The sequence below is a fragment of the Stakelama saccharophila genome, assembly GCF_032229225.1.
GTDB lineage: Bacteria > Pseudomonadota > Alphaproteobacteria > Sphingomonadales > Sphingomonadaceae > Sphingomonas > Sphingomonas saccharophila.
Map to the genome: position 1 here is coordinate 1,803,287 of NZ_CP135076.1, position 26,332 is coordinate 1,829,618.

The 26,332-nt window shown below is 65.2% G+C and carries 24 protein-coding genes; 11 read left to right on the top strand and 13 right to left on the bottom strand.

Annotation, left to right across the window (positions count from 1 at the left end; translation table 11 throughout):
* Positions 1-14: 14 nt before the first annotated feature.
* From RPR59_RS08340 to RPR59_RS08365, 6 genes are read right to left on the bottom strand one after another with little or no spacing between them, the layout of a single operon-like run.
* On the bottom strand, positions 15-287 hold the full coding sequence (locus RPR59_RS08340; protein WP_313912974.1) for an HPr family phosphocarrier protein: 273 nt from the start codon (positions 285-287) through the stop codon (positions 15-17).
* Positions 284-691 carry a PTS sugar transporter subunit IIA gene (locus RPR59_RS08345; RefSeq protein WP_313912977.1) on the bottom strand — a complete coding sequence of 136 codons (408 nt, stop codon included), beginning with the start codon at positions 689-691 and terminating at the stop codon, positions 284-286. Before RPR59_RS08345 ends, RPR59_RS08340 begins: the two co-directional genes overlap by 4 nt.
* Positions 692-716: 25 nt before the next feature.
* Positions 717-1,634, bottom strand: coding sequence for an RNase adapter RapZ (gene rapZ / locus RPR59_RS08350; RefSeq protein ID WP_313912980.1), 918 nt, complete (start codon positions 1,632-1,634; stop codon positions 717-719).
* A complete protein-coding gene (locus RPR59_RS08355) occupies positions 1,634-2,068 on the bottom strand; it encodes an HPr kinase/phosphorylase (RefSeq protein ID WP_313912982.1) in 435 nt (144 codons plus the stop codon). The genes rapZ and RPR59_RS08355 overlap by 1 nt, the downstream gene beginning before the upstream one ends.
* Positions 2,065-3,657 carry a sensor histidine kinase gene (locus tag RPR59_RS08360; protein ID WP_313912984.1) on the bottom strand — a complete coding sequence of 531 codons (1,593 nt, stop codon included), beginning with the start codon at positions 3,655-3,657 and terminating at the stop codon, positions 2,065-2,067. The genes RPR59_RS08355 and RPR59_RS08360 overlap by 4 nt, the downstream gene beginning before the upstream one ends.
* Positions 3,626-4,333 (bottom strand): response regulator transcription factor, encoded by a 708-nt coding sequence (locus RPR59_RS08365; RefSeq protein WP_313912986.1) that lies wholly within the window; start codon positions 4,331-4,333, stop codon positions 3,626-3,628. Before RPR59_RS08365 ends, RPR59_RS08360 begins: the two co-directional genes overlap by 32 nt.
* A 211-nt stretch (positions 4,334-4,544) precedes the next feature.
* Between RPR59_RS08365 and RPR59_RS08370 the strand changes: the two genes are divergently transcribed.
* Together RPR59_RS08370 and RPR59_RS08375 are read left to right on the top strand one after the other, a co-directional pair.
* A complete protein-coding gene (locus RPR59_RS08370) occupies positions 4,545-6,167 on the top strand; it encodes a phosphoenolpyruvate carboxykinase (protein WP_313918417.1) in 1,623 nt (540 codons plus the stop codon).
* 126 nt (positions 6,168-6,293) lie between these two features.
* On the top strand, positions 6,294-7,412 hold the full coding sequence (locus RPR59_RS08375) for a mechanosensitive ion channel family protein (protein ID WP_313912989.1): 1,119 nt from the start codon (positions 6,294-6,296) through the stop codon (positions 7,410-7,412).
* Between the two features lie 15 nt (positions 7,413-7,427).
* Here RPR59_RS08375 and RPR59_RS08380 read toward each other — a convergent pair whose 3' ends face one another.
* Genes RPR59_RS08380 through RPR59_RS08390 form a run of 3 tightly spaced genes read right to left on the bottom strand, consistent with a single transcriptional unit; the run spans position 7,428 to position 10,720 of the window.
* Positions 7,428-9,245 (bottom strand): DUF885 domain-containing protein, encoded by a 1,818-nt coding sequence (locus RPR59_RS08380; protein WP_313912990.1) that lies wholly within the window; start codon positions 9,243-9,245, stop codon positions 7,428-7,430.
* A gap of 26 nt (positions 9,246-9,271) precedes the next feature.
* Positions 9,272-9,733 (bottom strand): NfeD family protein, encoded by a 462-nt coding sequence (locus tag RPR59_RS08385; RefSeq protein WP_313912992.1) that lies wholly within the window; start codon positions 9,731-9,733, stop codon positions 9,272-9,274.
* A gap of 3 nt (positions 9,734-9,736) precedes the next feature.
* Positions 9,737-10,720 (bottom strand): SPFH domain-containing protein, encoded by a 984-nt coding sequence (locus RPR59_RS08390; RefSeq protein ID WP_313912994.1) that lies wholly within the window; start codon positions 10,718-10,720, stop codon positions 9,737-9,739.
* Positions 10,721-10,770: 50 nt separating this feature from the next.
* Here RPR59_RS08390 and RPR59_RS08395 point away from each other — a divergent pair, with 50 nt between their 5' ends.
* From RPR59_RS08395 to RPR59_RS08410, 4 genes are all read left to right on the top strand, one after another.
* Positions 10,771-11,598, top strand: coding sequence for an HpcH/HpaI aldolase/citrate lyase family protein (locus tag RPR59_RS08395; RefSeq protein WP_313912996.1), 828 nt, complete (start codon positions 10,771-10,773; stop codon positions 11,596-11,598).
* A 66-nt stretch (positions 11,599-11,664) separates the two neighbouring features.
* Positions 11,665-13,122 (top strand): IMP dehydrogenase, encoded by a 1,458-nt coding sequence (guaB, locus tag RPR59_RS08400; RefSeq protein WP_313912999.1) that lies wholly within the window; start codon positions 11,665-11,667, stop codon positions 13,120-13,122.
* 4 nt (positions 13,123-13,126) lie between these two features.
* Positions 13,127-14,314 (top strand): RsmB/NOP family class I SAM-dependent RNA methyltransferase, encoded by a 1,188-nt coding sequence (locus tag RPR59_RS08405; RefSeq protein ID WP_313913002.1) that lies wholly within the window; start codon positions 13,127-13,129, stop codon positions 14,312-14,314.
* A gap of 29 nt (positions 14,315-14,343) precedes the next feature.
* A complete protein-coding gene (locus RPR59_RS08410) occupies positions 14,344-14,856 on the top strand; it encodes a tetratricopeptide repeat protein (RefSeq protein ID WP_313913004.1) in 513 nt (170 codons plus the stop codon).
* 6 nt (positions 14,857-14,862) lie between these two features.
* Here the strand turns inward: RPR59_RS08410 and rsmA are convergent, their stop codons facing one another.
* From rsmA to RPR59_RS08430, 4 genes are all read right to left on the bottom strand, one after another.
* Positions 14,863-15,687 (bottom strand): 16S rRNA (adenine(1518)-N(6)/adenine(1519)-N(6))-dimethyltransferase RsmA, encoded by an 825-nt coding sequence (gene rsmA / locus RPR59_RS08415; protein WP_313913006.1) that lies wholly within the window; start codon positions 15,685-15,687, stop codon positions 14,863-14,865.
* The gene (gene pdxA / locus RPR59_RS08420; protein WP_313913009.1) at positions 15,684-16,691 is read right to left on the bottom strand and encodes a 4-hydroxythreonine-4-phosphate dehydrogenase PdxA; all 1,008 of its coding nucleotides are present in this window, start codon (positions 16,689-16,691) and stop codon (positions 15,684-15,686) included. Before pdxA ends, rsmA begins: the two co-directional genes overlap by 4 nt.
* A 17-nt stretch (positions 16,692-16,708) precedes the next feature.
* Positions 16,709-18,058: a peptidylprolyl isomerase gene (locus tag RPR59_RS08425; RefSeq protein ID WP_313913011.1), complete on the bottom strand. Its 1,350-nt coding sequence runs from the start codon at positions 18,056-18,058 to the stop codon at positions 16,709-16,711.
* Positions 18,059-18,139: 81 nt separating this feature from the next.
* Positions 18,140-20,332, bottom strand: coding sequence for an LPS-assembly protein LptD (locus RPR59_RS08430; RefSeq protein ID WP_313918419.1), 2,193 nt, complete (start codon positions 20,330-20,332; stop codon positions 18,140-18,142).
* Positions 20,333-20,544: 212 nt separating this feature from the next.
* Here RPR59_RS08430 and RPR59_RS08435 point away from each other — a divergent pair, with 212 nt between their 5' ends.
* The 5 genes from RPR59_RS08435 to alaS all read left to right on the top strand — a co-directional run bounded on the left by RPR59_RS08435 (position 20,545) and on the right by alaS (position 26,332).
* Positions 20,545-22,014: a leucyl aminopeptidase gene (locus tag RPR59_RS08435; RefSeq protein ID WP_313918421.1), complete on the top strand. Its 1,470-nt coding sequence runs from the start codon at positions 20,545-20,547 to the stop codon at positions 22,012-22,014.
* A 78-nt stretch (positions 22,015-22,092) separates the two neighbouring features.
* Positions 22,093-22,533 carry a DNA polymerase III subunit chi gene (locus RPR59_RS08440; protein ID WP_313913013.1) on the top strand — a complete coding sequence of 147 codons (441 nt, stop codon included), beginning with the start codon at positions 22,093-22,095 and terminating at the stop codon, positions 22,531-22,533.
* Positions 22,534-22,611: 78 nt separating this feature from the next.
* The gene (gene ndk / locus RPR59_RS08445; RefSeq protein WP_313918423.1) at positions 22,612-23,034 is read left to right on the top strand and encodes a nucleoside-diphosphate kinase; all 423 of its coding nucleotides are present in this window, start codon (positions 22,612-22,614) and stop codon (positions 23,032-23,034) included.
* Positions 23,024-23,554 (top strand): GNAT family N-acetyltransferase, encoded by a 531-nt coding sequence (locus tag RPR59_RS08450; protein WP_313913015.1) that lies wholly within the window; start codon positions 23,024-23,026, stop codon positions 23,552-23,554. The genes ndk and RPR59_RS08450 overlap by 11 nt, the downstream gene beginning before the upstream one ends.
* 120 nt (positions 23,555-23,674) lie before the next feature.
* On the top strand, positions 23,675-26,332 hold the full coding sequence (alaS, locus tag RPR59_RS08455; protein ID WP_313913017.1) for an alanine--tRNA ligase: 2,658 nt from the start codon (positions 23,675-23,677) through the stop codon (positions 26,330-26,332).

The window sequence follows — 26,332 nt, forward strand, 5'->3', positions numbered from 1 at the left end:
CGTCCGGGCGCGGCTCAGTCTTCGCCGAAACGATCCGCGACGAGGGCCGCGAGCTTTTCCACCACGGTATCGGCTTCATCGCCTTCGGCCCGGATGGTGATGGTGTCTCCCATCGCCGCGCCCAGCATCATCAGCCCCATGATCGACGTTCCGGTTACCGAGGCGCCGTCCTTCTCCACCGTCACGTCGACCGGTTGAGCCGAAGCCATTGTGACGAATTTGGCGCTGGCGCGTGCGTGAAGGCCACGCCGGTTGACGATCGTGACCGACCGGCTCGCTTCGTTCACGCCGCAGCCTCGCCCAGAACCTCGGAGGCGACCGAGATATACTTCCTGCCGGCCTCGCGCGCCGCCGCCACCGCCTCGACGACCTTCATCTTGCGGCGCGCGCCGCCCAGCCGGATCAGCATGGGCAGGTTGATGCCCGCAATCACCTCGATCTTGCCCGGCACCATCAGCGAAATGGCGAGGTTGGACGGGGTGCCGCCGAACAGATCCGTCAGTACGATTACGCCGGATCCGTCGTCGACCTCCCGAATCGCGCCGGCAATGTCGCCGCGACGTTCTTCCATGTCGTCTTCGGGGCCGATGCAGATCGGAACGATCTTTCCCTGCGGCCCGACGACATGTTCCATCGCGGTGACGAATTCTTCGGCGAGACGCCCGTGCGTCACCAGTACCAAACCGATCATGCGAACCTGTGTCCCGTTCGATTCCTCATACGGTCGGCGCACCCTCCAGCGAGTCGGTAGGCGCCGTACCCAGATCCCGATGCGTCAACGTGGGGAAAAAACCTTCCTCACGCAACCGCGCCGCTACCCGTTCGGCGACATGGACGGACCGGTGCCGGCCCCCGGTACATCCGAACGCCACCGCGACATAGGATTTTCCTTCCGCCTGATATCGCGGCAGCAGGGTCAGCAACAGCGACTCGATCTGTTGCAGCGCACTATCATATGCCGGGTCGGCGGCAATATAGTCGGCGACGTCCTGATCCCGTCCCGTGCCGGGACGAAGTTCGGTCTGCCAATGCGGATTCCGCAGAAATCGCATGTCGAAGACCAGATCCACCCCGGCCGGAAGACCGCGAGCGAAGCCGAAGGATTGTACCGACAACACGGTTTCGCCGTGGCGTGCCGTCGCAAACGTCTTTCTCACCAGGTGCTGCAGGTCGTTGGTGGAAAAGCGGCTGGTGTCGATCAGGCGGTCCGCTGTCGCACGCAGCGGCGCCAGCAATTCGCGCTCGCGGACGATCCCGTCGCCGACCGGGCGATCGGAGGCGAGGGGATGGCGCCGGCGTGTCTCGGAAAAGCGGCGCTCCAGTTCCCCGCCGCTGCAATCCAGAAACAGCACGCCGATATGATGGTCGTGATCGTCGCGAAGCTTGCGGATACGTTCGACGATCGACAGCGCGTCGAAACCGCGGGTTCGGGTGCCGATCCCGATGGCGAGGGGCGCATGGTCGTCGGCGGCACCTTGTGGAAGCCTGGTCGCGAGCAGCCGGTCCAGCAGCAAGAGCGGCAATTGGTCGACGATCTCCCATCCCATGTCTTCCAGGGTCCGGAGCGCTGTCGACTTGCCGGCACCGGACATGCCGGTGACGAGCAGGATTTCCTTGGGGCCGCGCATGGCCATCAGTCGGTCGCCCCGAGGCTGCGCAGCATCATTTCCACCTTGATGGGCGCCGACGGTTCAAGCGCCGCCACCGCCCCGACCGGGATTTCGACGCCGGCGATCCGGCGCGTGGTCCGCCCGGACGGCATGCGCGGCGGCGAATCCTCGATCTCGACGATCAACGCGACCGGGGCCGGCTCCGACGCTTCGACGGTGACGACGCCGATACCGCGCACCTCCATCTTTCCTGCGATGGTCGACGGACTGCTGGCGATCGGCGTGCCCGCCCTGCGCGTGACAAGCGTATAGTCGTCGCTGACGAGACTGGCGCCGCGATCGATCAGGCGCAGGGCGAGATCCGACTTCCCGCTTCCCGAACGCCCTTCGATCAGCACCGCAAGCCCGCCGATCGCGACGCAGGTCGCATGCAGGGTCTCGGACGATAATTCTGTCATCCCCGGTTCCGTTCAGCACCGCCGCTCGCGGCCGGCAGGCGGACGACGAAGCGGGCGCCGCTCAACCGGTCCTCCCGCGATTCGACCGCGATCGTCCCCTGATGCCCTTCCACGATGGTGCGGGCAATGGCCAAGCCCAGGCCGGAATGCCTGCCAAAGGCTTCACTTTCCGGCCTGACGGAGTGGAACCTGCGAAAGATCGCCTCGCGCGCTTCTTCCGGCACCCCCGGCCCCTCATCCTCCACCCGGACGATGATGTCGCCGTCTTCCCGGTCCGCGGACAGGACGACGAGCGCACCGGACGGGGAGAAGGAGATGGCATTGTCAATCAGGTTCTCGAAGACGCGTTCCAGCCGCGCGCCTTCACCCATCACGAACAGATGCGATTCGGCCGGGCGATCGAAACGCAGCCGGACCTGGTGTTCGATCCCGCGCGCGAGGCGCTGCGCCACCAGCGCGTCCAGCATCGCCACCAGATCCAGCGGATCGAATTTGGCGCGGCTCAACTGCGCGTCGAGGCGGGAGGCATCGGATATGTCGCCGATAAGGCGGTCGAGCCGGTGGACATCGTCGCGCACTACCGCCAGCAGTTGATCCTGCAGGTCCGGGTCGCGCACGGATGCCAGGCTGTCCGTAGCGGACCGTAGCGACGCCAGCGGGTTCTTCAGTTCGTGTGTGACATCGGCGGCGAACGCCTCGGTCGCGTCGATGCGGGCGCGCAGGGCCTGGCTCATGTCGGACAGGGCGCGGGCAAGCATGCCGATCTCGTCGCGCCGCGACGGCAGGCGCGGGACCACGACCTCGCGGGCGCGGCCGAGGCGCACCCGCACCGCTGCGCGCGCCAGCCGGCGCAGCGGTCGCACGATCGTCCTGGCGAGGAACAGCGACAGCAGGATAGACACCAGCGACACGATCAGCAGGACGACGCCCAGGCGGTATCGCTCCAGCCGCACGGTTTGGGTGATGCTGCGCGCGTTCACCGTCGTCATCACGACGCCGTTGCCGTTCAGCGAAGCGGCGGCGGTGATCACCGGCGTTCCGTCGGGTGCCCGCCAGACGGTTGCCGGAGTCCCTTCGCTGCGACGGGCGGTGCGGACATCGGGCCAGCGCAGGCCGCGTTCGGGGGCGATTTCGCGATAGGGCGGGGCGGCCTTGGTTCCGGCGACGGCGTCGAAGATGGTGTCGAGCAGGCGTGCGGAACGCACCTGCCAGCGATCGCTATGCGCCGGCAACAGGCGAAAATTGCGGACACCCAATTGCAGGCTGTCCGTCACTTCGCGTCCCTGCTGATCGAAGACGCGAACACGCGATCCGGTGCTCGCCGCCAGACGCAGGATCAATGGAATCCGGGAAGTGTCGGGAACCGATACCAGTGCCTGCGCGATCAATTGCGCCTCCCGCCCCGCCTGGGCAACCCGGCTGTCGACAAGCCGGGCGCGATAGGAATCGAGATAGAAGAAACCACCGGCCAGCAATGCCAGCGCAAAGATGTTGACGGCCAGGATACGCGGCGTGAGCGAAACACGGCCGGACCAGCGCAGCGTCAGCGCGCGCTCGTCACTCGTCGGCAAAGCGATAACCCGCCCCATAGAGTGTTTCGATGGCGTCGAATTCGGGGTCGACCTGACGGAACTTGCGCCGCACCCGCTTGATATGGCTGTCGATCGTGCGATCGTCGACGTAGATGTCGTCCTGATAGGCGGCATCCATCAACTGGTTGCGGGTCTTCACGATGCCCGGTCGTTGCGCCAGCGTCTCCAGGATGAGGAACTCCGTCACGGTGAGCGTAACGGTTTCACCAGCCCAGGTGACGAGGTGCCGCGCCGGATCCATCCGCAGCCGCCCCCGTTCCAGGATCGGCTGGGTTTCCTCTTCTTGCCCGTCGGTGGTGCCCCCCCGCTGTTCCGCCCGGCGCAGGATGGCACGGATGCGGGCGATCAGCAGGCGCTGGGAGAAGGGTTTGGAAATATAGTCGTCGGCGCCCATGGCGAGGCCCAGCGCCTCGTCCAGCTCATCGTCCTTCGACGTCAGAAAGATCACGGGAACGCTGCTCTTTTCCCGGAGGCGCCGGAGCAGCTCCAGCCCGTCCAGGCGCGGCATTTTGATGTCGAGTACGACGAGATCGGGAGGATTCTCGGCCAGGGCCTTCAACGCCGTTTCGCCGTCGGAATAGACGCGCGTCAGAAACCCCTCGGCCTGAAGCGCGATGGAGACCGAGGTCAAAATGTTGCGATCGTCGTCGACCAGGGCGATCGTGTCGGTCATCTGCGGCAGGCCTGTGTCCCGATAGACGTGTGGACGACCCGATTAAGGCAAAGGGGGGTGGCGCTCAACCGCGTTCGCAGCATCGAACCATCGTAACCGCCGGGGTTATGCGAAAAATCATATGATTCAGGTGGTTTGACGACAAGCCGGCGCGGTTCTATGCGAGGGTCATAACCATTACAAACGAATGCGGCGCCCGCTCTCGGGCGTCATGGGGAGACAGGATTTGACCGAGCGCACCCTGCGTGTCGGCCTCGATGCGACGGCGATCGAGACGGCCGCTTCGATTCACCACAATCTTGGTTCGACTTCGCTGATCGAACAGGCCGTCAGGCGCGGCGAAGGCCGTCTGGCCAAGGACGGGCCGCTGGTCGTAGAGACGGGCAGGCACACCGGGCGCTCTGCGCAGGACAAATTCCTCGTGCGCGACAGCGAGACGGAAGATTCGGTCTGGTGGGGCCCCGTCAATAAACCGATGGCGCCGGAGGCGTTCGCCAACCTGAAGGCGGATTTCCTGGAAGCGTTGCGGGAAAAGGACACCCTGTTCGTCCAGGACCTGTTCGGCGGATCGCAGCCGGCGCACCGCGTCAACGTGCGCGTCATCAACGAGCTTGCCTGGCACAACCTGTTCATCCGTACCATGCTGGTGCGCCCGGAGCCGGAGGAGCTGGCCGGATTCAGCCCGGATTATACCATCATCGACCTGCCGAGCTTCAGGGCCGATCCGAAGCGCCACGGCTGCCGCTCGGAAACCGTCATCGCCGTGAACATCGCCGAGAAGCTGATCTTGATCGGCGGCACTGCCTATGCCGGGGAAATGAAGAAGTCGGTCTTCGGACTGCTCAATTACCTCCTGCCGCAAAAGCGCATCATGCCGATGCACTGTTCGGCCAATATCGGCCCGGACGGCGATACCGCGGTGTTCTTCGGCCTTTCCGGAACCGGCAAGACGACCTTGTCCGCCGATCCCGATCGCACCCTGATCGGCGACGACGAGCACGGCTGGTCCGACAGCGCGGTCTTCAACTTCGAAGGCGGTTGTTATGCGAAGATGATACGGCTGTCCGAGGATGCCGAGCCGGAGATCTTCGCGACCACGAGACGCTTCGGCACCGTTCTCGAAAATGTCGTGATGGACGATGCCACGCGCGAACTCGATCTGGACGACAACCGCCTGGCCGAAAATACCCGCGGCGCCTATCCGATCGACTTCATTCCCAATGCTTCGGCCGAAAACATGGGGCCGGTGCCCAGCAACATCATCATGCTGACGGCCGACGCGTTTGGGGTGCTGCCCCCGATCGCGAAGCTCACTCCCGAACAGGCGATGTATCATTTCCTGTCGGGTTACACGGCCAAGGTGGCGGGAACCGAAATCGGCGTGACGGAACCGGAGGCGACCTTTTCGACCTGTTTCGGTGCGCCGTTCATGCCGCGCCATCCGTCGGTTTACGGCAACTTGCTGAAGGAACGGATCGCCAGGGGCGGGGTGGACTGCTGGCTGGTGAATACCGGCTGGACGGGCGGCAAATACGGTGTCGGACAGCGCATGCCGATCAAGGCGACGCGAGCGCTGCTGAACGCGGCGCTGAACGGCAGCCTGAAGAACGCCGCGTTCCGCACCGATCCCAATTTCGGGTTCGAAGTGCCGGTCAGCGTCGAAGGCGTCGACGACGCCATTCTCGACCCGCGGAGCACATGGGCCGATCCGGCCGCCTATGACGCCATGGCGGCGAAGCTGATCGAGCTGTTCGCGTCCAATTTCGCGCAGTTCGCGGACCATGTGGACGACGGCGTCCGGGATGCGGGGCCGAAGGTCAGCGAAGCCGCCTGAGCGGTTGGCTTCTGCCTCGTCGTCCCAAAGCCCGTTGACCCAAAGAATGCCGCCTGCGTCCGGGGTGCAGAGCGGTGTTTTTTGATCGGATGGGGAACCCTTGCCGATGACAGCGTTGATGCGGCTATGACGGATATCAGGATCGGCGACTGGAACGTGCCGACGATCGTTGTGGACATCGTCTACGTCGCGCTTGCCATCGGTATCGCGCTCATCCTTCACCTGATCACGATGCAGATTCTCAAACGCGTCGTCCGCGGCACGAGTATCTCGCATGATGAAATATTCCTGCGCCGTGCCCGGCGTCCGTTGCGGTGGATCCTGGTCGGCCTTGCATTGGCGCTCGTCCGCGAAGCGCTTCACCTGTCGGACCGGCTGGCTGAACTCTGGGTCCGCATCGCGGCCATGGCCGTCCCGCTGCTGGTCGGCTGGCTGGCGATCGCCATGGTCCGCGCGGTCCACCGTGTGATCGAGCTTCAGGCCGATATCAGCGTCGCCGACAATCTGCGCGCCAGGCAGCGCCGGACACGCGCCGCGATCCTAACCCGCATCGCAATCATGGTGATCGGTTTCATCACCATCTGCCTAATGCTCTTGAGCATCCCGAGCGTGCGCAGCGTCGGTGTGACGCTGATGGCGTCGGCCGGGTTAGCCGCTCTGGCGGTGGGGGCCGCGGCACAACCAGCGCTGAAGAACCTCATCGCCGGCATCCAGATGGCCTTTACCGAGCCGATCCGGCTGGACGACGTCGTCATCGTCGACGGCGAGTGGGGCCGCGTCGAAGAGATCCGGCTGACCTATGTCATCGTCGCCATCTGGGACGAACGACGCCTGGTCGTGCCCGTCAGCCGTTTTCTGGAAGATACGTTCCAGAACTGGACGCGCCAGTCGAGCAAACTGCTCGGGACGGTGTTTCTTTATCTCGATCCGACCGCCGACGTCGATCGCATCCGGGCCAAGAGCGACGAAGTGATTCAGACCAATCCACGCTGGGATGGTCGCGCCAAGGGCGTGCAGGTCACCGACGCGCGCAGCGACGCCATCGAAGTGCGCATCCTTGCCACCGCAGCGGATGCAGGCACCGCATTCGACCTGCGCTGCGACATCCGTGAGGCGATGCTGGCCTTTATCCGTGACGAGATGCCGGAGGCCTTGCCGCGCAGCCGCACCGAGCTGGGCGGGCGCGAATGGCGCAGCGGAGGCCTGGAGCTGGACGCGATCGGTGCGCGCGCGGGCGAAGCATAGCCCTCCCGTTTCGGCCTATGCCTTCTGCCTGGCGATGTGCCGGTCGACATTCTGTTCGAGCACGTTCATCGGCACACCGCCGCCAGTGACCACGGTGTCGTTGAAGCCCTTGAAGTCGTACTTCGCGCCCAAGGCCCGCTTGGTCTTGTCGCGCAGGCGATTGATGGTCGTGTGGCCGACCTTGTAGCCGCACGCCTGGCCGGGCCAGGAACAATAGCGGTCGACTTCGCCCTGAACCTCTTCGACCGTGGAGCCGTTGGTCGTGGCGAACCACTGGATCGCGTGTTCGCGGCTCCAGCGCTTGGCGTGGAGGCCGGTGTCGACCACCAGACGGCAGGCGCGAAACGCCAGGCTTTGCAGATAACCGAGCCGCCCCAGCGGATTGTCGGCATAGGCGCCGAGTTCGTCCGCCAGTTGCTCGGCGTAGAGCGCCCAGCCCTCGGAATAGGCGTTGAAGGCGATCAGGGAGCGGACGAGCGGCAGCTTGAACGTATATTCGCCCTGCCAGACATGCCCCGGGATCGTCTCGTGATACGCCAGGTCCGGCAAGGCGTAGCGCGGCCAGATCTTCGTCGTGCGCAGGTTGATCCACAGACGCCCCGGCACCGTGCCGTCGATCGATCCCGCCCCGCCATAGGCGCCAGGCGCACCGGGTTCGACCTCGGGCGCCATGCGCTTCACCTCGGCATTGCCGGGCACCAGCGTATGGAACGCCTGCGGCATCCGCGCACGCATATCGTCGATCGACTTCTGCAGCAGTGCGATGATCTGCGCCCGGCCCTCGTCATTGTCGGGAAAGAGATATTTCGGGTCCTTGCCCAGCGCCGCCATGCGTTCGCCGACCGTGCCCCGCGAATAGCCTTCCTGCTTCAGGATGACATCCATCTGTGATTGCAGGTCGTGAAGCTGATCGAGCCCCATCTGATGGATCTCGTCCGGCGACAGCGTTGTCGTCGTGCCGGCCTGCAAGGCCCAGCGGTAATAGTCCTCGCCCTGGGGCAGCTTCCACGCCCCGGCATCATGGGTGGCATGCGTTCGATGCTGTTTCAGGACGGCGATCTGGCGATCGAGCGCCGGCGCGACCATGTCGCGCGCGATCGTGGCGGCGTGTTTGCCATAGTCCCCGGCAATGTCTTTTGTCCGGTCGGCCAGCGACGTGACGATCGTCCAGTCCTCGACATCGCCGGACCGCGCGATCGCCAGTTGCTTCAGCGCCTTGTCGAGCAGGAAATCGGGGGCGATCACGCCCTGCGCGCCGTCCGCCTTCAACCGCTGCGTCTCGCCGTCCAGGGCGGCGGCATAATCTTCCAGCCGGGCGAGATAGGCGTCGGCATCGGCTGCGTTCTTCACCGTGTGCTGACTGTCGAGCATCTGCGGCACGTCGAGAAACGCGCCGACATTCTGGATCACGACATAAGGCGAGTTGCGGTAACTGCCGACCGAGACGTCGCCATAGGGAAAGGCGAACCCGCGCAGCGCGAGATCGAAGGCGGTGCGCACGACCTCGACATCGGTACGCACCGCATCGCTCAGCGCCGCTTCGTCCAGCGTGTCGAGATTGGCGAGGTGGGCGCGCAGGTGATCGGCGACGAGCCGCTGGCCCAGGGCCGAGCGATCCGTCAGCCGCGCCTTGAGCGGCGCCCGGCCGTCGGTATCGATGCCGAGGCTGGTGGCCTGCTCGGGAAAGTCCATCATCATCGCTTCCGCGATGTGCGAAAGCATCGTCTCCGCCGCGACATCGGAATTTTCGGCGGCCAGCGCCTTGAGCGGCAGCGACGACAGGGCCGTGCCCGCGCCCATTGCCTTCAGCAGCGAACGGCGATCGGTAAACATCAACAAATTCTCCCTGGAGCTTCCTGTCAGGCGTTGCCGTTCTGGCTGGACGATAGCGGCTCGACGGTCAACTCGCCGTCCCGCTGCCCGGTGATACGCATATGGCTTCCTGCCGGGGTATCCGGCCCGCGCGCGCTCCACTCCCCATCGCCCACGCGCACGCGACCGACGCCGTTCTCGATCGCCTGCGTGACGATTACGGTTTCGCCGATCAGGCGGGCTATCCGGTCGTTGAGGCGGGGGTCGTCCGATGGCTCATCGGCATTGCCGTACCAGCGCTTTCCGATCAGGACGATCACGACCGACCATGCGGCGAATACGATCAACTGGCCGGCGACGTTCAGTTCCGGGAACAGCAGGGTCAGGATCCCGGTGACAGCAGCCGCCAGCGCGACGAAGACCAGGAAAACGCCCGGAATCAGCAACTCGGCGATGCCGAGCAGTGCGGCCGCGATCAGCCAGAGTGCGCCTCCGGAAAGCCAGTCCACCGCTTATTCCGAAGACCGTTCGAACGGCCCGCGCCGCGTCGGAGGCTGCGGAGCGGGTGGGGAGGCCGGCTTATTGCCGTCCAGCGCGTCTCTCACCAGCTCGCCGATCCCGCCGATCGTGCCGACCAACTGCGTCGCCTCGACCGGAAACAGGATGGTCTTGGCATTGGGCGAAGTGGCGAATTTTCCGACCGCCTCGACATATTTCTGCGCGACGAAGTAATTGATCGCCTGGCTCGACCCTGCCTCGATCGCTTCGCTGACCGCCTTGGTTGCGGCAGCTTCGGCTTCGGCGGCCCGCTCACGAGCCTCGGCGTCGCGATAGGCGGCCTCGCGGCGCCCCTCCGCCTCCAGGATCTTGGCCTGTTTCTGCCCCTCGGCGCGCAGGATTTCGGATGCTCGGTCCCCTTCGGCATCGAGGATATTGGCGCGCTTCTCACGCTCCGCCTTCATCTGTCGGGCCATGGAATCGACGATGTCGCGCGGCGGGCGGATGTCCTTGATCTCGACGCGCGTGATCTTCACGCCCCAGGGGGTGGTGGCGTGGTCCACGACAGACAGCAGGCGCGCATTGATCTCGTCGCGCTTGGACAGTGTTTCGTCCAGATCCATCGATCCCATGACGGTACGCAGGTTGGTGGTCGCCAGATTCATCAGCGCAAGTTGCAGATCGGCGACCTCGTACGCGGCCTTGGCCGGATCGAGGACCTGGAAGAAAACGACGCCGTCGGTCGAAATCGTCGCATTGTCGCGGGTGATGATTTCCTGGCCGGGAATGTCGACCACCTGCTCCATCATATTCACCTTCTGCCCGACCTGATAGAAAAAGGCCGGATAGAAGTTGAACCCCGGCTTCGCGACGGTGGTGAAGCGGCCGAAATGCTCGATCGTATATTGATAGCCCTGATGAACGATCTTCACGCTGGCGAAGAGGTAAAACAGGACCAGTGCGGCCAGGAATATGACGACCGTAACCAAAGCGCTCATGTCCCGACTCTCCCCGAGCAATCCGTGATAACTGGTGCTAGCACAGCCCCATGACAAAGCCATCCTTTCCACTGGCGCCGCGCACGGCGCTGTTTCTTCCCGCTTCCAATCCGCGCGCGGTCGCCAAGGCGCGCACGCTCGCCGTCGACATGGTGATTCTCGATCTGGAGGATGCCGTGCCCGAGGAACAGAAGGCCGCCGCCCGCACTGCCGCCGTCGACGCCATCGGCGAGGGCTTTGGCGACCGCCTCCTCGCTGTCCGGATCAATGCCAGCGATACGCCCGAACACGGCGAAGATGTCGCCGCCGCCCGCGGCACGGGCGCGGATTTCGTCATCCTGCCGAAAGCGGAAGACGCGATGCAGGTGAACGAGCTGTGCGCGCGTGTCGGTATTCCGGTCATAGCGATGATCGAGACGCCCGCCGGCGTTCTGGCGGGGGCGGAGATCGCCGCCCAGCCTCGCGTGGCCGGTCTCATCGCCGGTACGAACGACCTTCGGGCCGGCCTGCGCATTCCGCCGGCGGCCGGCAGGGAAGGGCTCGCCCTCGCGCTTCAGACGATCGTGCTCGCGGCGCGGGCCGGCGGCTGCTGGGCGCTCGACGGCGTCTTCAATGCGCTGGGCGATGCCGACGGCCTGGCGGTGGAGTGCCGGGAAGGGCGGGCGATGGGGTTCGATGGCAAGACGCTCATCCACCCGAACCAGCTCGAGGTCGCCACCCGTGCCTTCGGCCCCGACGCTTCGGAGGTCGAGGAAGCCGAGGCGCTGGTCGCCGCCGCCACGGGCGGAGCAGAACGCTTCCGGGACCGGATGATCGAAGCGATGCATGTCGAGCAGGCGCGGGAATTGCTGGCCCGTGCACACCGCCCTCTAGCCTAGCGCGAGAGGCTTGGTTACATGGGCCGCCAAATTCCCGCACGCGATCAGGAACTGGTAGTCTCACCCATGGAAATCCCTCTCGGTCTCACCTTCGACGACGTTCTCCTCCTCCCCGCGGAATCGGACGTCGTGCCGAGCCAGGCCGACACGCGGACGAAGGTTGCAAAGGGACTGGCCCTGAACATCCCGTTCCTGTCTTCCGCGATGGACACGGTGACCGAGGCCGAGATGGCGATCGTGATGGCGCAACTGGGCGGTATCGGCGTTCTCCATCGCAATATGACCGTCGACGAACAGGTCGCCGCCGTCCGTCAGGTCAAGCGGTTCGAGTCCGGCATGGTGGTCAATCCGATCACCATCACCGCCGATGCGCCGCTGCGCGATGCGCAGACGCTGATGGACCGCCACCATATCAGCGGCATCCCCGTCACCGACAGAAGCGGAAAACTGGTCGGTATCCTCACCAATCGCGACGTGCGCTTCGCGGAAAACCCGAATCAACCGGTTTCCGAGCTGATGACGCACGAAGATCTCGCCACCGTGTCTGCCGAAGTGACGCAGGAAGAGGCGCGGCGGATGCTGCACCAGCGCCGTATCGAGAAGCTGCTCGTTGTCGACGACGATTATCGCTGCGTCGGCCTGATCACGGTGAAGGATATCGAAAAGGCGGTCACCTATCCCAACGCCACCAAGGATGCGGCCGGACGCCTGTGCGTCGCGGCGGCGACCACGGTGGGCGACAAGGGGTATGAACGCACGGCCGCATTGGTCGATGCCGAACTCGACCTCGTCGTCATCGACACTGCCCATGGCCACAATCGCGACGTGGCCCGCGCCGTGGAACGGGTGAAGAAGCTTTCCAACTCGGTTCAGGTGATCGCCGGCAACGTAGCCACGCCGGAGGCGACACGCGCGCTGATCGACGCGGGCGCCGACGGCATCAAGGTCGGGATCGGACCGGGTTCGATCTGCACGACCCGCGTGGTGGCAGGCGTCGGCGTGCCGCAGCTCACCGCCGTGATGGAATCGGCCAAGGAAGCGGACAAATCCGGCGTTCCCGTCATTGCCGATGGCGGCATCCGGTCGTCGGGTGACGTCGCCAAGGCGCTTGCGGCCGGCGCGTCGAGCGTGATGATCGGTTCGCTGCTCGCCGGCACCGAAGAGGCGCCCGGCGAAACCTTTCTGTACCAGGGACGCACGTATAAGAGTTATCGCGGCATGGGCAGTGTCGGCGCCATGGCGAAGGGCTCTGCGGACCGCTATTTCCAGCAGGATATCAAGGACCAGCTCAAGCTGGTGCCGGAGGGAATCGAAGGGCAGGTGCCGTTCAAGGGGCCGGCGAGCGACGTCATCCATCAGCTCGTCGGCGGCGTGAAGGCGGCGATGGGCTATACCGGGGCAAAGACGCTGACCGATCTGCGCGAGCGCTCCCGCTTCGTCCGCATCACCAACGCCGGCTTGCGCGAAAGCCACGTCCACGACGTGTCGATCACGCGGGAAGCGCCCAACTACCCGACGCGCTGACGCCGTGACACCGTCCGCGAGAACTCAGGCCGCAATCGAGGTCCTGGACCGTATCATCGAGGCAGCGCGCGACCAGGGCGCAGCCGCCGACACGATTCTGCAACGATATTTCGGCGAGCGACGCTATGCCGGGTCGAAAGATCGCAAGGCGATCCGTGCCGTGGTCTACGACGCCATCCGGTTGCTGGGCGATCGCCCGGAAAGCGGCCGCACCGCGATGCTGGCGCTGGCCCGGCGCCGGCCCGACCTGATCGAACATTTCGGCGCGGGACGGTACGGACCGTCATCCATCGCGGGCGAGGAAGTACCCGCGACGGAGGGATATGCTCCCGAATGGCTCGTGGACGAACTCGATCGTTCCGGCATCGACGCATTCGAACGCAATGCTCTTCTGGCCCGCGCGCCGCTCGATCTCCGGGTAAATCCGCTGCGAGCCAAGATCGAGGATGTGGCCGAGGCCTTGCCGGATACATCGCCGATCGACGCGGTGCCGATGGGCCTGCGCGTGCATGAGGAGCTTACGGTCGATCGCTTGCCGCTCTACCGCAACGGGGCATTCGAGATCCAGGACGCGGGCAGCCAGATCGTCTCGCTGGCGCCGGGCGCGGCGCCGGGCATGACCGTGGTCGACCTCTGCGCCGGCGCAGGGGGAAAGACACTGGCGATGGCGGCGCTGATGGCGGATCGCGGGCGCATCCTCGCGTGCGACACGGTGAAGCGGCGGTTGGAGCGGCTGGCGCCACGCGCCGAACGCGCCGGGGTGTCGATCGTCGAAACGCGCCTTCTCGATAGCGACGGCGAACGCGAACAGTTGGCGGATCTGGAGGGCCAGGCCGATATTGTATTGGTCGACGCCCCTTGTTCGGGCACGGGCACGTGGCGTCGCAACCCGGAATCCCGCTGGCGCCTGACACCGAAGCGGCTGGACCGCCTGGTGGCCCAGCAGGCCGAATTGCTGGACATCGGCAGCCAACTGGTCCGCCCCGGCGGAGCGTTGGTCCATATCGTCTGTTCGGTGCTCGACCGCGAAGGCGTGGATCAGGTCTCGCAGTTTCTGGACCGTCATCCGGGCTGGCGCGCCGAGCCCTTGTCCCTGCCTGCGGGCGACGCGCACGGCGGCGGCGTGCGGCTGACCCCCGCGCGCCACTCGACAGACGGCTTTTTTGTCGCGAAGCTGTCGCGGCCATGCTAGCTGAAACCGGGAAAGTATCGGAGACGTTTATGCGTATTACCGCCGTGTCGGCTGCCGTCGCCCTGACGCTCGTTTGCGTTTCGACCTCGCTGTACGGACAGCGTCCTGACGACCAGATCGACCCGCGCTCCATCGCCCTGGTGAAGAAGGGCGATGCCGCCCGCGCCGCAGGCGAGCTGCAGCGTGCGACGGACCTCTATGAAACGGCGCTGGCCGTCGATCCGCGCAACCGCGAGGCATTCGTCGACATGGCCGTGGTCGCCAAGCGGCAGGGGCTGACCGGCAAGGCCATCCGGCTCTATCGCGAGGCGCTGAAGCTCGACCCCACCGATCTCGCCGCGCTGCGCGGGCAGGGAGAGGCGATGGTGGCAAAGGGCGCGGTGACCAGCGCCGAGGAAAATCTGAAGAAGATGCGCAAGATTTGCGGCGCGACCTGCAGCCAGGCGGATCAGCTCGCCGCCGTTATCCGCCGCGGCCCGCCCGAACAGGCGACCGCCACCGCACAGCAGGATGTCGAACCGAAACCGGCGGGCGACGACTGATCCGTCTCAGGCGTCCAGCGCCCGTGCAAGGGCTACGAACTCTTCGACACTGACCGTTTCGGCCCGACGCGTCGGTGCAATGCCACAGCGCTCCAGCGCGGCAACCGCGCCGGGCACCGCCTTCAGGCTTTGCCGCAGCATCTTGCGGCGTTGACCGAATGCCGCCGCGGTCAAGCGCTCCAGCGAAGAAAACGCGACATCGCGCGGCTGCTCCACCGGGACGATGTGGACCACCGCCGACATGATCTTCGGCGGCGGGGTAAAGGCGGAGCGATGAACCGGCATCGCGATCCTGGCCGCAGCACGCCATTGGGCCAGGACCGACAACCGCCCATATGCCGCGGTGTTCGGTTCGGCGACGATGCGATCCGCGACTTCGCGCTGGAACATCAGCGTCAGATCGCGCCACCACGGCGTCCACGGTGCAGACAGCCACGACACGAGCAATGCGGTTCCGACATTATAGGGAAGGTTCGCGACGATCGAGGGTTTCTGCCCGAACCGGGCGGACAGATCGACCTCCAGCGCATCGCCTTCGATCACCTCGAGATACCCTGGATAGGCGTCGGCCAGCTCGGCCAGCACGGGAATGCAACGATGGTCGCGTTCGATGGCAATTACGCGCGCGCCGGCTGCGAGCAACGCCCGGGTCAGGCCGCCGGGGCCGGGGCCGATCTCCAGCACGGGCCGCCCCGCAAGATCACCCGGAATATCAGCAATCCGTCCAAGGATATTGGAATCGAATAAAAAGTTCTGGCCAAGGGCCCTGCTGGCCTGAAGGCCGTGCGCGCGGATCACCTCGCGCAGCGGCGGGAGGTCGGGCGCGGTCATTTGTCGCGCGACGCGAGCGCCTCGCTTCGGCGTTCGGCGGCGCTCGCCGCCAGGCGAAGCGCGGCGATCATGGCCCCCGGCTCCGCCTGGTTGGTGCCGGCGATGCCGAACGCCGTCCCGTGATCGGGCGAGGTGCGAACGATGGGAAGCCCGAGCGTCATGTTCACGCCCTCATCGAAATGCAGGGTCTTGATCGGGATCAGCGCCTGATCGTGATAGGGACACAAGGCGGCATCGAAATTCGCCCGCGCCCGCGGGTGGAACATGGTGTCGGCCGCGAACGGGCCGGTGGCGTCGATGCCTTCGTCGCGCAACCGCGCGATTGCCGGAGCGATGACGTCGATCTCCTCCTGCCCGATCGCGCCGCTTTCGCCGGCATGCGGATTGAAACCGGCAAAGGCCAATCGAGGCCGGCTGATCCCGAAATTGCGGATCAGACCCCGTGCCGTTGCCCGGCCCTTGGCAGCGACGAGTTCGGTGGTGAGCAGGTCATGCACCGACGCGAGCGGGACATGCGTTGTGATCGGGACCACGCGCAGCGTCGGCCCGGCGAGCATCATCACCGCATTGTCCCGCGAAACGCCACAACGCTCGGCCACGAATTCGGTCTGGCCGGGATGCGTGAAGCCGATATCGTAGAGGCGGGCCTTCGACACCGGGCCGGTTATCAATGCGCCGGCGGCCCCCGATCGCGTCAGGCCCACCGCCGTTTCCAGCGATTGCAGGGCGCAGCGCGCACCCTCGGTATCCGGTTTCCCCGGAACCGTATTGCCCGAATTGTGCACGGTCAGGATCGGCAGCGCGGTGGCGAAGACGGCCGCCGCTTCCTGGGGACGGTCGATGGCGGCGACGGGTCCGTCCCAGACAGCCGAGATCGCCTGCATATCGCCGACCACGAAAAACGGCGTCAACGAATGAACGCCGCGTGCCATCCAGGCCTTGGCAACGATTTCCGGCCCCACACCGGCCGGGTCTCCCATCGCGACTGCGAGCGGCGGGATCATCTGCCGCTTCCTCCGTTTCAGCGATATTCAATGATGGCGTCGCGTCGCAGGTCGCGAAGCATTCGTTGCGCCCGCAGGTTGACGCGATCCTGCTCAAGGCCGGCCTGCACCTGGCTCGGAGAGGGCAGGGAAGCGCCGCGCGCGTCGTCGCGACCGCACAGGACGAGCACGCGCACGCCCTGATCGGCGGAGCCGAACGGCGGCGTGACCTCTCCAACCTTCATCTTCAGCATGATTTCCTGCAGTTGCGGAGGCAGGTCGCGGACGCGCACGGAATCGTTGTCGACCACTTCGACATTGATTTCCTTCGCGGTATTTTCGGCATCGCCGCACCCCTGGATCTTCTGAGTGGCCTTCGCGAACTCGGCTGCGCGGGCCTGCGCTTGTGCTTCCGTCGTGCCCGAGGGAAAATTGAGCGTCAGTTGGCGCAGATGGAGCACCGAATCGCGCGGATCAGCGGTCAGGACCTGGCGCTTGTCGGCCAGGTACAGGATCGAAAAGCCGCCACCGACCTCGACCGGACCCGCGACCTGACCGATGCTCAACTGCTGCGCGGCGTCGGCAAGGGCCTCCGGCAGGGTATCGAGCCGGACCCAGTCCAGATCGCCGCCGACCGCGCGCGTCGTGGCATCGGAATAGGTCCGCGCCAGATATTCGAACGGCGCACCCTGCTTCATCTGTTCGATCAATTGCTTGCCCTGCGCGAACACCTGATCGCTGTTCTGCGGGGTTGAACGGAGGAAGATTTCCTTGAGGTGGTATTCCTCCGTGCCCTTCGACGCTTCCAATCGGTCGAGGATGGCCTGCACCTCCTCATCGCCGACATTGACGAACGGCTCGACGCGGCGCTCGAGCAGACGGTTCCAGGCGACCTCGCCCTGGATCTGTCGCTTCAGCGACTGTTCGGACGATCCCACCTTGTCGAGATAGGCCGTCATCTCCTCTGGCGAGCGGTTGAAGCGCTGCGACAACCGCACATAGGCCTGGCTGATTTCCTCGGGCGTTACCTCGATCTCGTTGGCGCGGGCTTCCTGAATCTCCAGCGTCTCGTCGATCAACGAGCGCAAGACCTGAAGGCGCAGTTGCTGGCGCTGCTTGTCGTTCTTCAGGTCCAGTCCGTTGAGCGCCGTCACCATCGCGACGCGGCGGTCGATATCGGTGCCGGTGATCACGGCATTGTTCACGATCGCCGTGGGCTTGCGCACGTTCGGGTTCGCATCGCCGAAGATTTCCAGATTCGCCGGCAGGTCGAGCCCGGCATCGGGGCTCGATTCGTCCGGGACCGTTTGCGCCACCAATGCGGTCGTCGCGCACAGTCCGACGGCAAGGCCGAAAGCGCGGCCAAAGCTGGAAACCTTGTTAATCATCGTCTTAGCCAAAATGTCGAACCTCTTCACCCTTTCGGTGGCAATTGCTGTCGCCCTGGCAGATTGTGCCTGAACCGCGGCTTAGCGCCCCAGATTCTTGAAAGACAGTGTCAGCAGATAACTGTTTCCCCGCCGCGCGTCGCCGGTATCCTCATAATCGCGCTTCCATGTAAGGCCAAGCTTCAGGCAGTCGTCTTCATACGCGACGCCCAGTCGGCTTCGCACCGGCTCGAATCCGTCGGCCTGGGAATAGATGTCCTCGCGCCGGTCGGTCAGGTCGACGGTGGCGGCGCCGAACACGGACCAGAAGCGACCGATCGCGACGCGGCCGCCGACGCGCGCCTCTTCCCGGTCGCGCAGATCCTCCAGATCGAGCGTGATGTTCCGGTTCAGCCGGAGATAACCCAGCATGGCGTATGTCGCCCGCGATCCGACCGTTGCATCGATCTCGTTCCGCCGCACCGCGAAATTGTCCTTGTCGAGCCGGTAGCGGTGGGTGAACGACACGAAGTCGCGAAAGCGGACCTCCGTCCGGCCGACGAAATCCGAGAAGCGGTCGGTCAGTCCCGTGCCGTCCGGAAAGAGCGTCGGGTCCGACGACAGACGATAGCTCTGTCCCACCGTCGTCACGATCGACAGGCCGGGCAGGTCCGCCTGCCAGTCCAGCCCATAGGTGAAACGCGTCGAATCCTCGAACCGGTCATATCCGGGAAAGCGATTGAGCGCGAAGAGGTTCGAATCCTCCAGATCGACCGCGCGGGCATCCTCATTGGGAATGGCGAGATTGCGGACCTTTGGCGACGCCACGATCTGAACGCGTGGCGTCAGTTGCTGCGTTCCGCCCAGAAAGCTCCCGATGAGCGGCCATTTGACGTCGATCGCGAGCGCGCCGATCGCACGCGTGTTCACGCCTTCCTCGCCGCGATAGCGCACCACGTCCGTCAGCAGCGTGTCGTCGGCGCGATAAACGTCGCCGCGGGCATATGCGGTGAACGTGACCTCCTGGCCCCAGCGGGTCAGCTTGCGCAGATCCCAGCGTGCGGATGCGAATGCGCGCTGCGTATCCTGCCCCTCGTCCCGCGTGATGGCGAGCGTATTGAGTTGCAACATCATCGTGCCGCCGAGCAGACCCAGCCGCCGCCGATAATCGATCTCCGGCAAGGCGACGGGCTGCATGCCCTGTTTTTCGTCGAGGCGCAGAGTCTGCACCGCCCAACCGGCGACCGACAGATAACTGTCGCGATCGACGCGAGCGACCGTCACATTGTTGCGCAGCCGCGTATCGCGCGAAATGTCATAGCGGCGCAGAAAGGTATCGTCGGATGCGATTCGCAGGGAGGTAGAGGCGCTCCAGTGCGAATCGAACTGGTAATGTCCGACCGCATCCAGATATCCCCGGAACTCGTTGTTGCTGCCAGCGGCGGTGAGGTTGCTTACCTGATCGTCGCTCTGACGCGAATAGGTCCCGAAACCCTGAATGCGAAAGGCGCCCAGGTCGTTCAATTCGCGATATTCACCCTCGATCACGGGCAGGGCGTCGGTGAAGACATGCGGCGTGATCGTGAGGTCGCGGTCGGGCGCGAAGCTCCAGAAATAGGGGACGGCGACTTCTACGCCGTTGACCCGGTCATACCGGATGTCGGGGCCGAGGAGCCCGTCGTCATTGCCGCCGCCGACAGGGTGGGAAAAGGCCGGCAGCGGAATGGCCGGCAGGTCGAACAACTGCAGGCGCGCGCCGCTGTATCTGATTCTGCTGGTCGCAGGGTCATAGATGACGCGGGCAGCGGTAATCTTCCACGACGGTTCCTTCGGACATCCGTCGCTGGTCTCCACCGAGCAGCCGGTATAAGCGGCATGTTCGACGCGGATGACCCCGTTGTCCTGGCGCGAGCCCCGCGCGGCGGCGATGCGGCCGCCTTCATCGAGCACGACGAGCATGTTTTCGACCATTCCGTCGCGCAGCGTATCGGTCAGTTCGATACGGTCGCCATAGGCGACGTCGCCCTCGGGATTGGTGATCGCGATGTTTCCGGTCGCCACGACCTGGCCGGTCCGGCGGTTCCACACGACCTGGTCTGCGCGGAGGCGGCTGCCCTGTCGGAAGAGACGGACGTTGCCCGTGGCGGTAACGACATCGGCCTCGCTGTCATATTCGAGTTGCTCCGCACTGAAGCGAATCTGCTCGCTGTCGGCGGGTGGTTGCTGATCGGGCGGCGGTGGCGCGGCCGGGCGATCGAGCAGGTCCTGCGCCGATGCCGGCAAGGCGGCCAGCATCGTCAGCGACAGCGCGCCGGTACACAACAGGGCCTTGCGCCTCACGTCTGCTTGTCACTCCCTTTTTCGGCAATCGGCCGATGCGTGAGCGCGCCCTATTGCACCGGTGCCCGCGCATCGCAATCACAAGCGGACTTTGCCGTTTGCCTATTATCTCCCTACATGCGGAGCACTCGCAAGCTATCGACAAGAAGACAAGGAATATGGTCGGCATGAAAATCCAGTTCGCTACCTCGCTGCCCGAAACGCAGATGCTCATTCTTCCGGTGGAAAAGGGTGGGCTGGACCGGCTTGAGCTCGGCGATACGGATACCCGCGCACTTCTGGTCGGCGCCGCGGAGGCCAGCCGGTTCGAAGGCGATGCGGGCGCCACCGTCGAGGTTTTCACGAGCCGAAACGGCAAGGCGGCGCGCACCGTCCTGCTGGGCATCGGCAGTGGCAACGAGGGCGATTACGAGCGGGCCGGCGGCGCGATCACCGCGCGGTATCTGAGTTCCGGTGTCGAGACGGCGGCGGTCGACTTCGATTCCATACCCGCCAAGCCTTCGGCCCAGGCCGCAGCGCGCTTCGCAGCGGCGATGGTACAGCGCTCCTGGCGCCATGACATCTACCGGACGAAGGAGCCGGTAAAGGCGAAGCCGACGCTGGCGACGGTCACGATCGCCGGCGCACCCGAAGGGACGGAAGCCGCCTATGCGGTCGCCGACGCGATCACGCAGGGCATGGCCTTCACCCGGGAACTGGTCGCCGAGCCTGCGAACGTGTTGTATCCGGAAAGCTTCGTCGAGCGCGCGCAGCATCTGAAGGAATTCGGCGTCGAAATCGACGTGCTGGATGAACAGGCGATGCGCGATCTCGGCATGCTGGCGCTGCTCGGCGTGGCGCAGGGTTCGCGCAAGGCGCCGCGGCTGCTCGTGATGCGCTGGAACGGAAAGGGCGACGGCGCCAATCCGGACCTCGCGCTGGTGGGCAAGGGCGTGACCTTCGATTCGGGCGGCATTTCGCTGAAGCCGGGTGCCGGCATGGAGGACATGAAGTGGGACATGGGCGGCGCCGGTGCGGTGGCCGGCACCATGAAGGCGCTCGCCCTGCGCAAGGCCAGGGCGAACGTCATTGGCGTCTGCGGACTTGTCGAGAACATGCCGGACGGCAACGCCCAGCGTCCCGGTGACGTCGTGAAGTCGATGTCGGGCCAGACCATCGAGGTCATCAACACCGACGCCGAGGGGCGTCTCGTGCTTTGCGACGCGCTGCACTGGGTACAGGAGACGCACAAGCCCAAGACGATCATCGACCTCGCCACGCTGACGGGCGCGATGATCGTGGCGCTGGGGCACGATCATGCCGGCATCTTCTCCAACGACGACGCGCTGGCAGACGGTCTCATCAAGGCGGGGCTGGCCTCGGGCGACAAGCTATGGCGACTGCCGGTGAACGACACCTATAACAAGCTGCTCGACAGCCAGATCGCGGACATGAAGAATGTCGGTCCGCGCGCAGCCGGCTCGATCACGGCGGCGCAGTTCCTGCAGCGCTTCATCCAGGACGGTGTGCGCTGGGCGCATCTCGACATCGCCGGCATGGCGTGGTCGGACAAGCCCGGCGCCCATTTCGACAAGGGCGCGACCGGCTTCGGCGTCCGCGTGCTGGATCGCTACGTCGCGGATAATCTGGAGAAGTAGGTCAAAGGGCGGGGCAAGGCGAAGGTCTGGGCATTCATTCAGGCCCTCGCCCGGCCTTCCCCCAAGCGGGAGGGGAGTGTGCAGGTCGATTTCTATCATCTGACCCGGATGCCGCTCGATCGCGCGCTGCCGCGCATCGCGGAGCGGGTAATCGAAAAGAATGGCCGTTTGCTGATCGTTTCGGACAGCGAAGCGCAACGGGCAACGCTGGACCGTCTGTTGTGGAGTTACCGGGCCGACAGCTTCCTTCCCCATGCCCAGGCTGGCGCGGGCGACGACGCCAACCAGCCGGTGCTGATCTCCGGCGAACCCGAGGCCGCAAACGGAGCGCGCAACATCGCGCTTGCCGATGGGATCTGGCGCGACCGGTCGCTGTCGTTCGACCGCGCCTTTCATTTCTTCGACGAAGACCGGATCACCGATGCACGTCAGGCGTGGAAGGCGCTTGCCGATCGCGCCGGTGTCGAGCGCCGCTACTGGAAGCAGAACGAACAGGGACGCTGGGAACAGGCGGCCTGACGCGCTTGCATCGGCAAGCAAGCGCGACTAGGGAGCCGCCACCTTTCCAATCCAAAATTGCAGGAGCCCGTGACCGCCATGGCCGCGAACCGGACCTTTTCGATCATCAAGCCCGATGCCACCCGCCGCAACCTGACCGGCGCGGTCACCAAGATGCTGGAGGAGGCCGGCCTGCGCGTCGTCGCGTCCAAGCGCATCCGCATGACGCGCGAGCAGGCCGAGGGCTTCTACGCGGTGCACAAGGAGCGCCCCTTCTTCAACGATCTCGTCGCGTTCATGACGTCGGGTCCCGTCGTCGTGCAGGTGCTCGAGGGCGAGGACGCGGTGAAGCGCAATCGCGACGTCATGGGTGCGACCAACCCGGAAAATGCCGAGGAGGGCACGATCCGCAAGACCTATGCGGAATCGATCGAGGCCAACTCGGTCCACGGCTCGGACAGCGACGAAAATGCGGCGACCGAGATCGCCTTCTTCTTCAAGCCGGAAGAAATTGTCGGCTGATCCGGTGTTTGCATTGCGGCGCGCGGCGGCGGGTGATGCCGCCGCGCTGTCGCTGGTCGCATCGGCGACGTTTCTCGATACCTTCGCCGGCATCCTGGACGGCAGCGACATCGTCGCCCACTGTGCCGCGAACAACGCCCCGCTGAAATTCGAAGCCTGGTTCGCCGATCCGGGCAGCGTGATCACCGTTGCCGAAGCAGGCGAGGGCGGAGCGCCGGTGGGATATACGGTTCTGACCAGCCCCGACCTTCCGCTGGAAACCGGCCCGGAAGACGTGGAATTGAAGCGTATCTACGTGCTTTCGCGCCTGCACGGTTCGGGCGTCGGCCGCGCGCTGATGAATCGTGCGTTCGACGATGCGCGAAAGCTGGGCCGGCGGCGCGTGCTGCTCGGCGTATACGGCAGGAATGATCGGGCAAGGGCTTTTTATGAGCGTCACGGTTTTCGCCTCGTGGGAGAGCGGCGATTTCTCGTCGGCAAGACCTGGCACGAGGACGTGGTGTATGCGCGATCGCTTTAGCGAAGAGCCGTCGCACACCCGAGGGGCGCGAACAGGCTGCATAACGCGGCGCCACACCCTTTCGCTTGAGCCCACACCCTTTCGCTTGAGCAATGCGCCTTGCCCGCCTAAATCGCGGGCATGATTTCGACCAATGATATTCGCCGCTCGTTCCTCGATTATTTCGCGGGAGAGGGCCACGCCAAGGTGCCGTCGGCGCCGCTCGTCCCGCAGAACGATCCGACGCTGATGTTCATCAACGCCGGCATGGTGCCGTTCAAGAACGTCTTCACCGGCGCGGAAAAGCGGGACTATTCCATCGCGACCAGCGCACAGAAATGCGTGCGCGCGGGCGGCAAGCACAACGATCTCGACAATGTCGGCTACACCGCCCGGCATCACACCTTTTTCGAGATGCTCGGCAACTTCTCCTTCGGCGAGTATTTCAAGGACCGCGCGATCGAACTGTCGTGGAACCTGCTGACGAGGGAATGGGGCATTGATCCAGACCGGCTGCTCGTCACCATCTATCACGACGACGACCAGGCGGCGGAAATCTGGAAGCGGGTCGCTGGGCTTCCCGACGATCGTATCATTCGCATCGCCACCTCGGACAATTTCTGGTCGATGGGCGATGACGGTCCGTGCGGTCCGTGCTCCGAGATCTTCTATGACCACGGTCCCGAAATCCCCGGCGGCCCACCGGGGAGCCCGGATGAGGACGGCGACCGCTTCATCGAGATCTGGAACCTCGTCTTCATGCAATATGTGCAGGAAGGCGGAAAGATCATCGGCGATCTGCCCAGGCCGTCAATCGATACCGGCATGGGGCTGGAGCGCATCGCGGCGCTTCTGCAGGGCAAGCACGACAATTACGACACCGACACGTTCCGCACGCTGATCGAGGAATCGGCGATGCTGACCGGCACCGACGCCGATGGCGAGCACAAGGCGAGTCACCGCATTGTCGCCGATCACCTCCGGTCCAGCGGATTCCTGGTCGCCGACGGTGTGCTGCCGGCGAACGAGGGCAGGGGCTATGTGCTGCGCCGGATCATGCGTCGCGCGATGCGGCATGCGCATCTCCTCGGTGCGAAGCAGCCGCTGATGCACCGCATGGTGCCGAGTCTCGTCACCGAAATGGGCAATGCCTATCCCGAACTGGTCCGCGCGCAGGCGCTGATCGAGGCGACACTGTTGCAGGAAGAGACACGCTTCCGCCAGACGCTCGACAAGGGATTGAAGCTGCTTGACGAGGCGACCGCGAGCATGGCCGAGGGCGATACGCTGCCCGGCGCCACTGCGTTCAAACTCTACGATACGTACGGCTTTCCCTATGACCTGACCGAAGACGCGCTGCGCTCGCAAGGGCTGGCGGTCGATCGCGCCGGGTTCGATGCCGCGATGGCCGAACAGAAGCGCGCGGCGCGCGCGGCATGGAAGGGCTCGGGCGAGCAGGCGTCGGACGACATCTGGTTCGACATTGCCGACGAAGCCGGCTCGACCGAATTCATCGGCTATACCGCCACCGAAGGCGAGGGCCAGATCGTCGCCATCGTCAAGGACAAGGCACGCGTCGATAGCGCCAGGGCGGGTGATGAGGTCGTCATCCTGACCAATCAGACGCCCTTCTACGGCGAAAGCGGCGGACAGGTCGGCGACACCGGAACTATCAGCAATGAAAAGGGCTTGCGTGCCGTTGTTGACGACACGTCGAAGCCGCTGGGCCGTCTGCACGCGCACCATGCCACGATCGAAGCGGGCGAGATCGCGGTGGGCGACACCGTCCATCTCGCCATCGATGTCGACCGGCGCGACCGCATTCGCGCCAACCATTCGGCGACGCACCTGCTGCACGCAGCGTTGCGCAATCGTCTGGGCGAGCATGTGACGCAGAAGGGCAGCCTCGTCGCACCGGACCGCTTCCGCTTCGACTTCTCGCATCCCTCGGCTCTCAGCCCCGAAGACATTGCCGCGATCGAGGCGGATGTGAATGCGCAGATCCGCCACAATGACGACGTCACGACGCGCCTGATGACCCCCGACGACGCGATCGCAGCGGGGGCGATGGCGCTGTTCGGCGAGAAGTACGGCGACGAGGTTCGCGTGCTCTCGATGGGCGAGGGCGTCGACAGGCATTACTCGGTCGAGCTGTGCGGCGGCACGCACGTTAGGGCCCTCGGCGATATCGCGCTGTTCAAGATCGTCGGCGAAAGCGCCGTATCCAGCGGCGTTCGCCGGATCGAGGCGCTTACCGGTGAAGCGGCGCGGGCGTGGTTGAGCGCGCGCGAAGACCGCCTGCGCGAGGCGGCAGTGGCGCTCAAGGCGACGCCCGAGGATGTTCCGGCGCGTGTCGTCAGCCTGATCGAGGAACGCCGCAAGCTCGAGCGCGAGCTGGCCGAGGCGAAAAAGGCGCTGGCCCTCGGCGGCGGTGGCGGACAGGCCGCGGGGCCGGAGGACGTCGCGGGCGTGAAGTTCGTCGGCCAGGTGCTCGACGGCCTCGACCCGAAGGCATTGCGCGGCGCGATCGACGAGCAGAAGAACCGCGTCGGCTCGGGCGTCGTGGCGCTGGTCGCGGTCAGTGACGGTCGCGCCTCGGTGGCGGTCGGCGTGACGGACGACCTCACCGGTAATCACAACGCGGTCGATCTCGTCCGCGCGGGCGTCGCGGCGCTCGGCGGGAAGGGCGGCGGCGGTCGCCCCGACATGGCGCAAGGCGGCGGCCCTGATGGTGCCAAGGCCGATGCCGCGCTCGATGCGATCCGCGATGCCCTGGCGAAGGCGAAGGCTGCGGCCTGA

Coding starts and splice junctions, on each gene's coding strand:
- RPR59_RS08345 (WP_313912977.1), bottom strand. CDS start 691: ATGATCGGTTTGGTACTGGTGACGCACGGGCGTCTCGCCGAAGAATTC.
- rapZ (WP_313912980.1), bottom strand. CDS start 1,634: ATGGCCATGCGCGGCCCCAAGGAAATCCTGCTCGTCACCGGCATGTCC.
- RPR59_RS08355 (WP_313912982.1), bottom strand. CDS start 2,068: ATGACAGAATTATCGTCCGAGACCCTGCATGCGACCTGCGTCGCGATC.
- RPR59_RS08360 (WP_313912984.1), bottom strand. CDS start 3,657: ATGGGGCGGGTTATCGCTTTGCCGACGAGTGACGAGCGCGCGCTGACG.
- RPR59_RS08365 (WP_313912986.1), bottom strand. CDS start 4,333: ATGACCGACACGATCGCCCTGGTCGACGACGATCGCAACATTTTGACC.
- RPR59_RS08370 (WP_313918417.1), top strand. CDS start 4,545: ATGGGGAGACAGGATTTGACCGAGCGCACCCTGCGTGTCGGCCTCGAT.
- RPR59_RS08375 (WP_313912989.1), top strand. CDS start 6,294: ATGACGGATATCAGGATCGGCGACTGGAACGTGCCGACGATCGTTGTG.
- RPR59_RS08380 (WP_313912990.1), bottom strand. CDS start 9,245: ATGTTTACCGATCGCCGTTCGCTGCTGAAGGCAATGGGCGCGGGCACG.
- RPR59_RS08390 (WP_313912994.1), bottom strand. CDS start 10,720: ATGAGCGCTTTGGTTACGGTCGTCATATTCCTGGCCGCACTGGTCCTG.
- RPR59_RS08395 (WP_313912996.1), top strand. CDS start 10,771: ATGACAAAGCCATCCTTTCCACTGGCGCCGCGCACGGCGCTGTTTCTT.
- guaB (WP_313912999.1), top strand. CDS start 11,665: ATGGAAATCCCTCTCGGTCTCACCTTCGACGACGTTCTCCTCCTCCCC.
- RPR59_RS08410 (WP_313913004.1), top strand. CDS start 14,344: ATGCGTATTACCGCCGTGTCGGCTGCCGTCGCCCTGACGCTCGTTTGC.
- rsmA (WP_313913006.1), bottom strand. CDS start 15,687: ATGACCGCGCCCGACCTCCCGCCGCTGCGCGAGGTGATCCGCGCGCAC.
- pdxA (WP_313913009.1), bottom strand. CDS start 16,691: ATGATCCCGCCGCTCGCAGTCGCGATGGGAGACCCGGCCGGTGTGGGG.
- RPR59_RS08425 (WP_313913011.1), bottom strand. CDS start 18,058: ATGATTAACAAGGTTTCCAGCTTTGGCCGCGCTTTCGGCCTTGCCGTC.
- RPR59_RS08430 (WP_313918419.1), bottom strand. CDS start 20,332: ATGCTGGCCGCCTTGCCGGCATCGGCGCAGGACCTGCTCGATCGCCCG.
- RPR59_RS08435 (WP_313918421.1), top strand. CDS start 20,545: ATGAAAATCCAGTTCGCTACCTCGCTGCCCGAAACGCAGATGCTCATT.
- ndk (WP_313918423.1), top strand. CDS start 22,612: ATGGCCGCGAACCGGACCTTTTCGATCATCAAGCCCGATGCCACCCGC.
- alaS (WP_313913017.1), top strand. CDS start 23,675: ATGATTTCGACCAATGATATTCGCCGCTCGTTCCTCGATTATTTCGCG.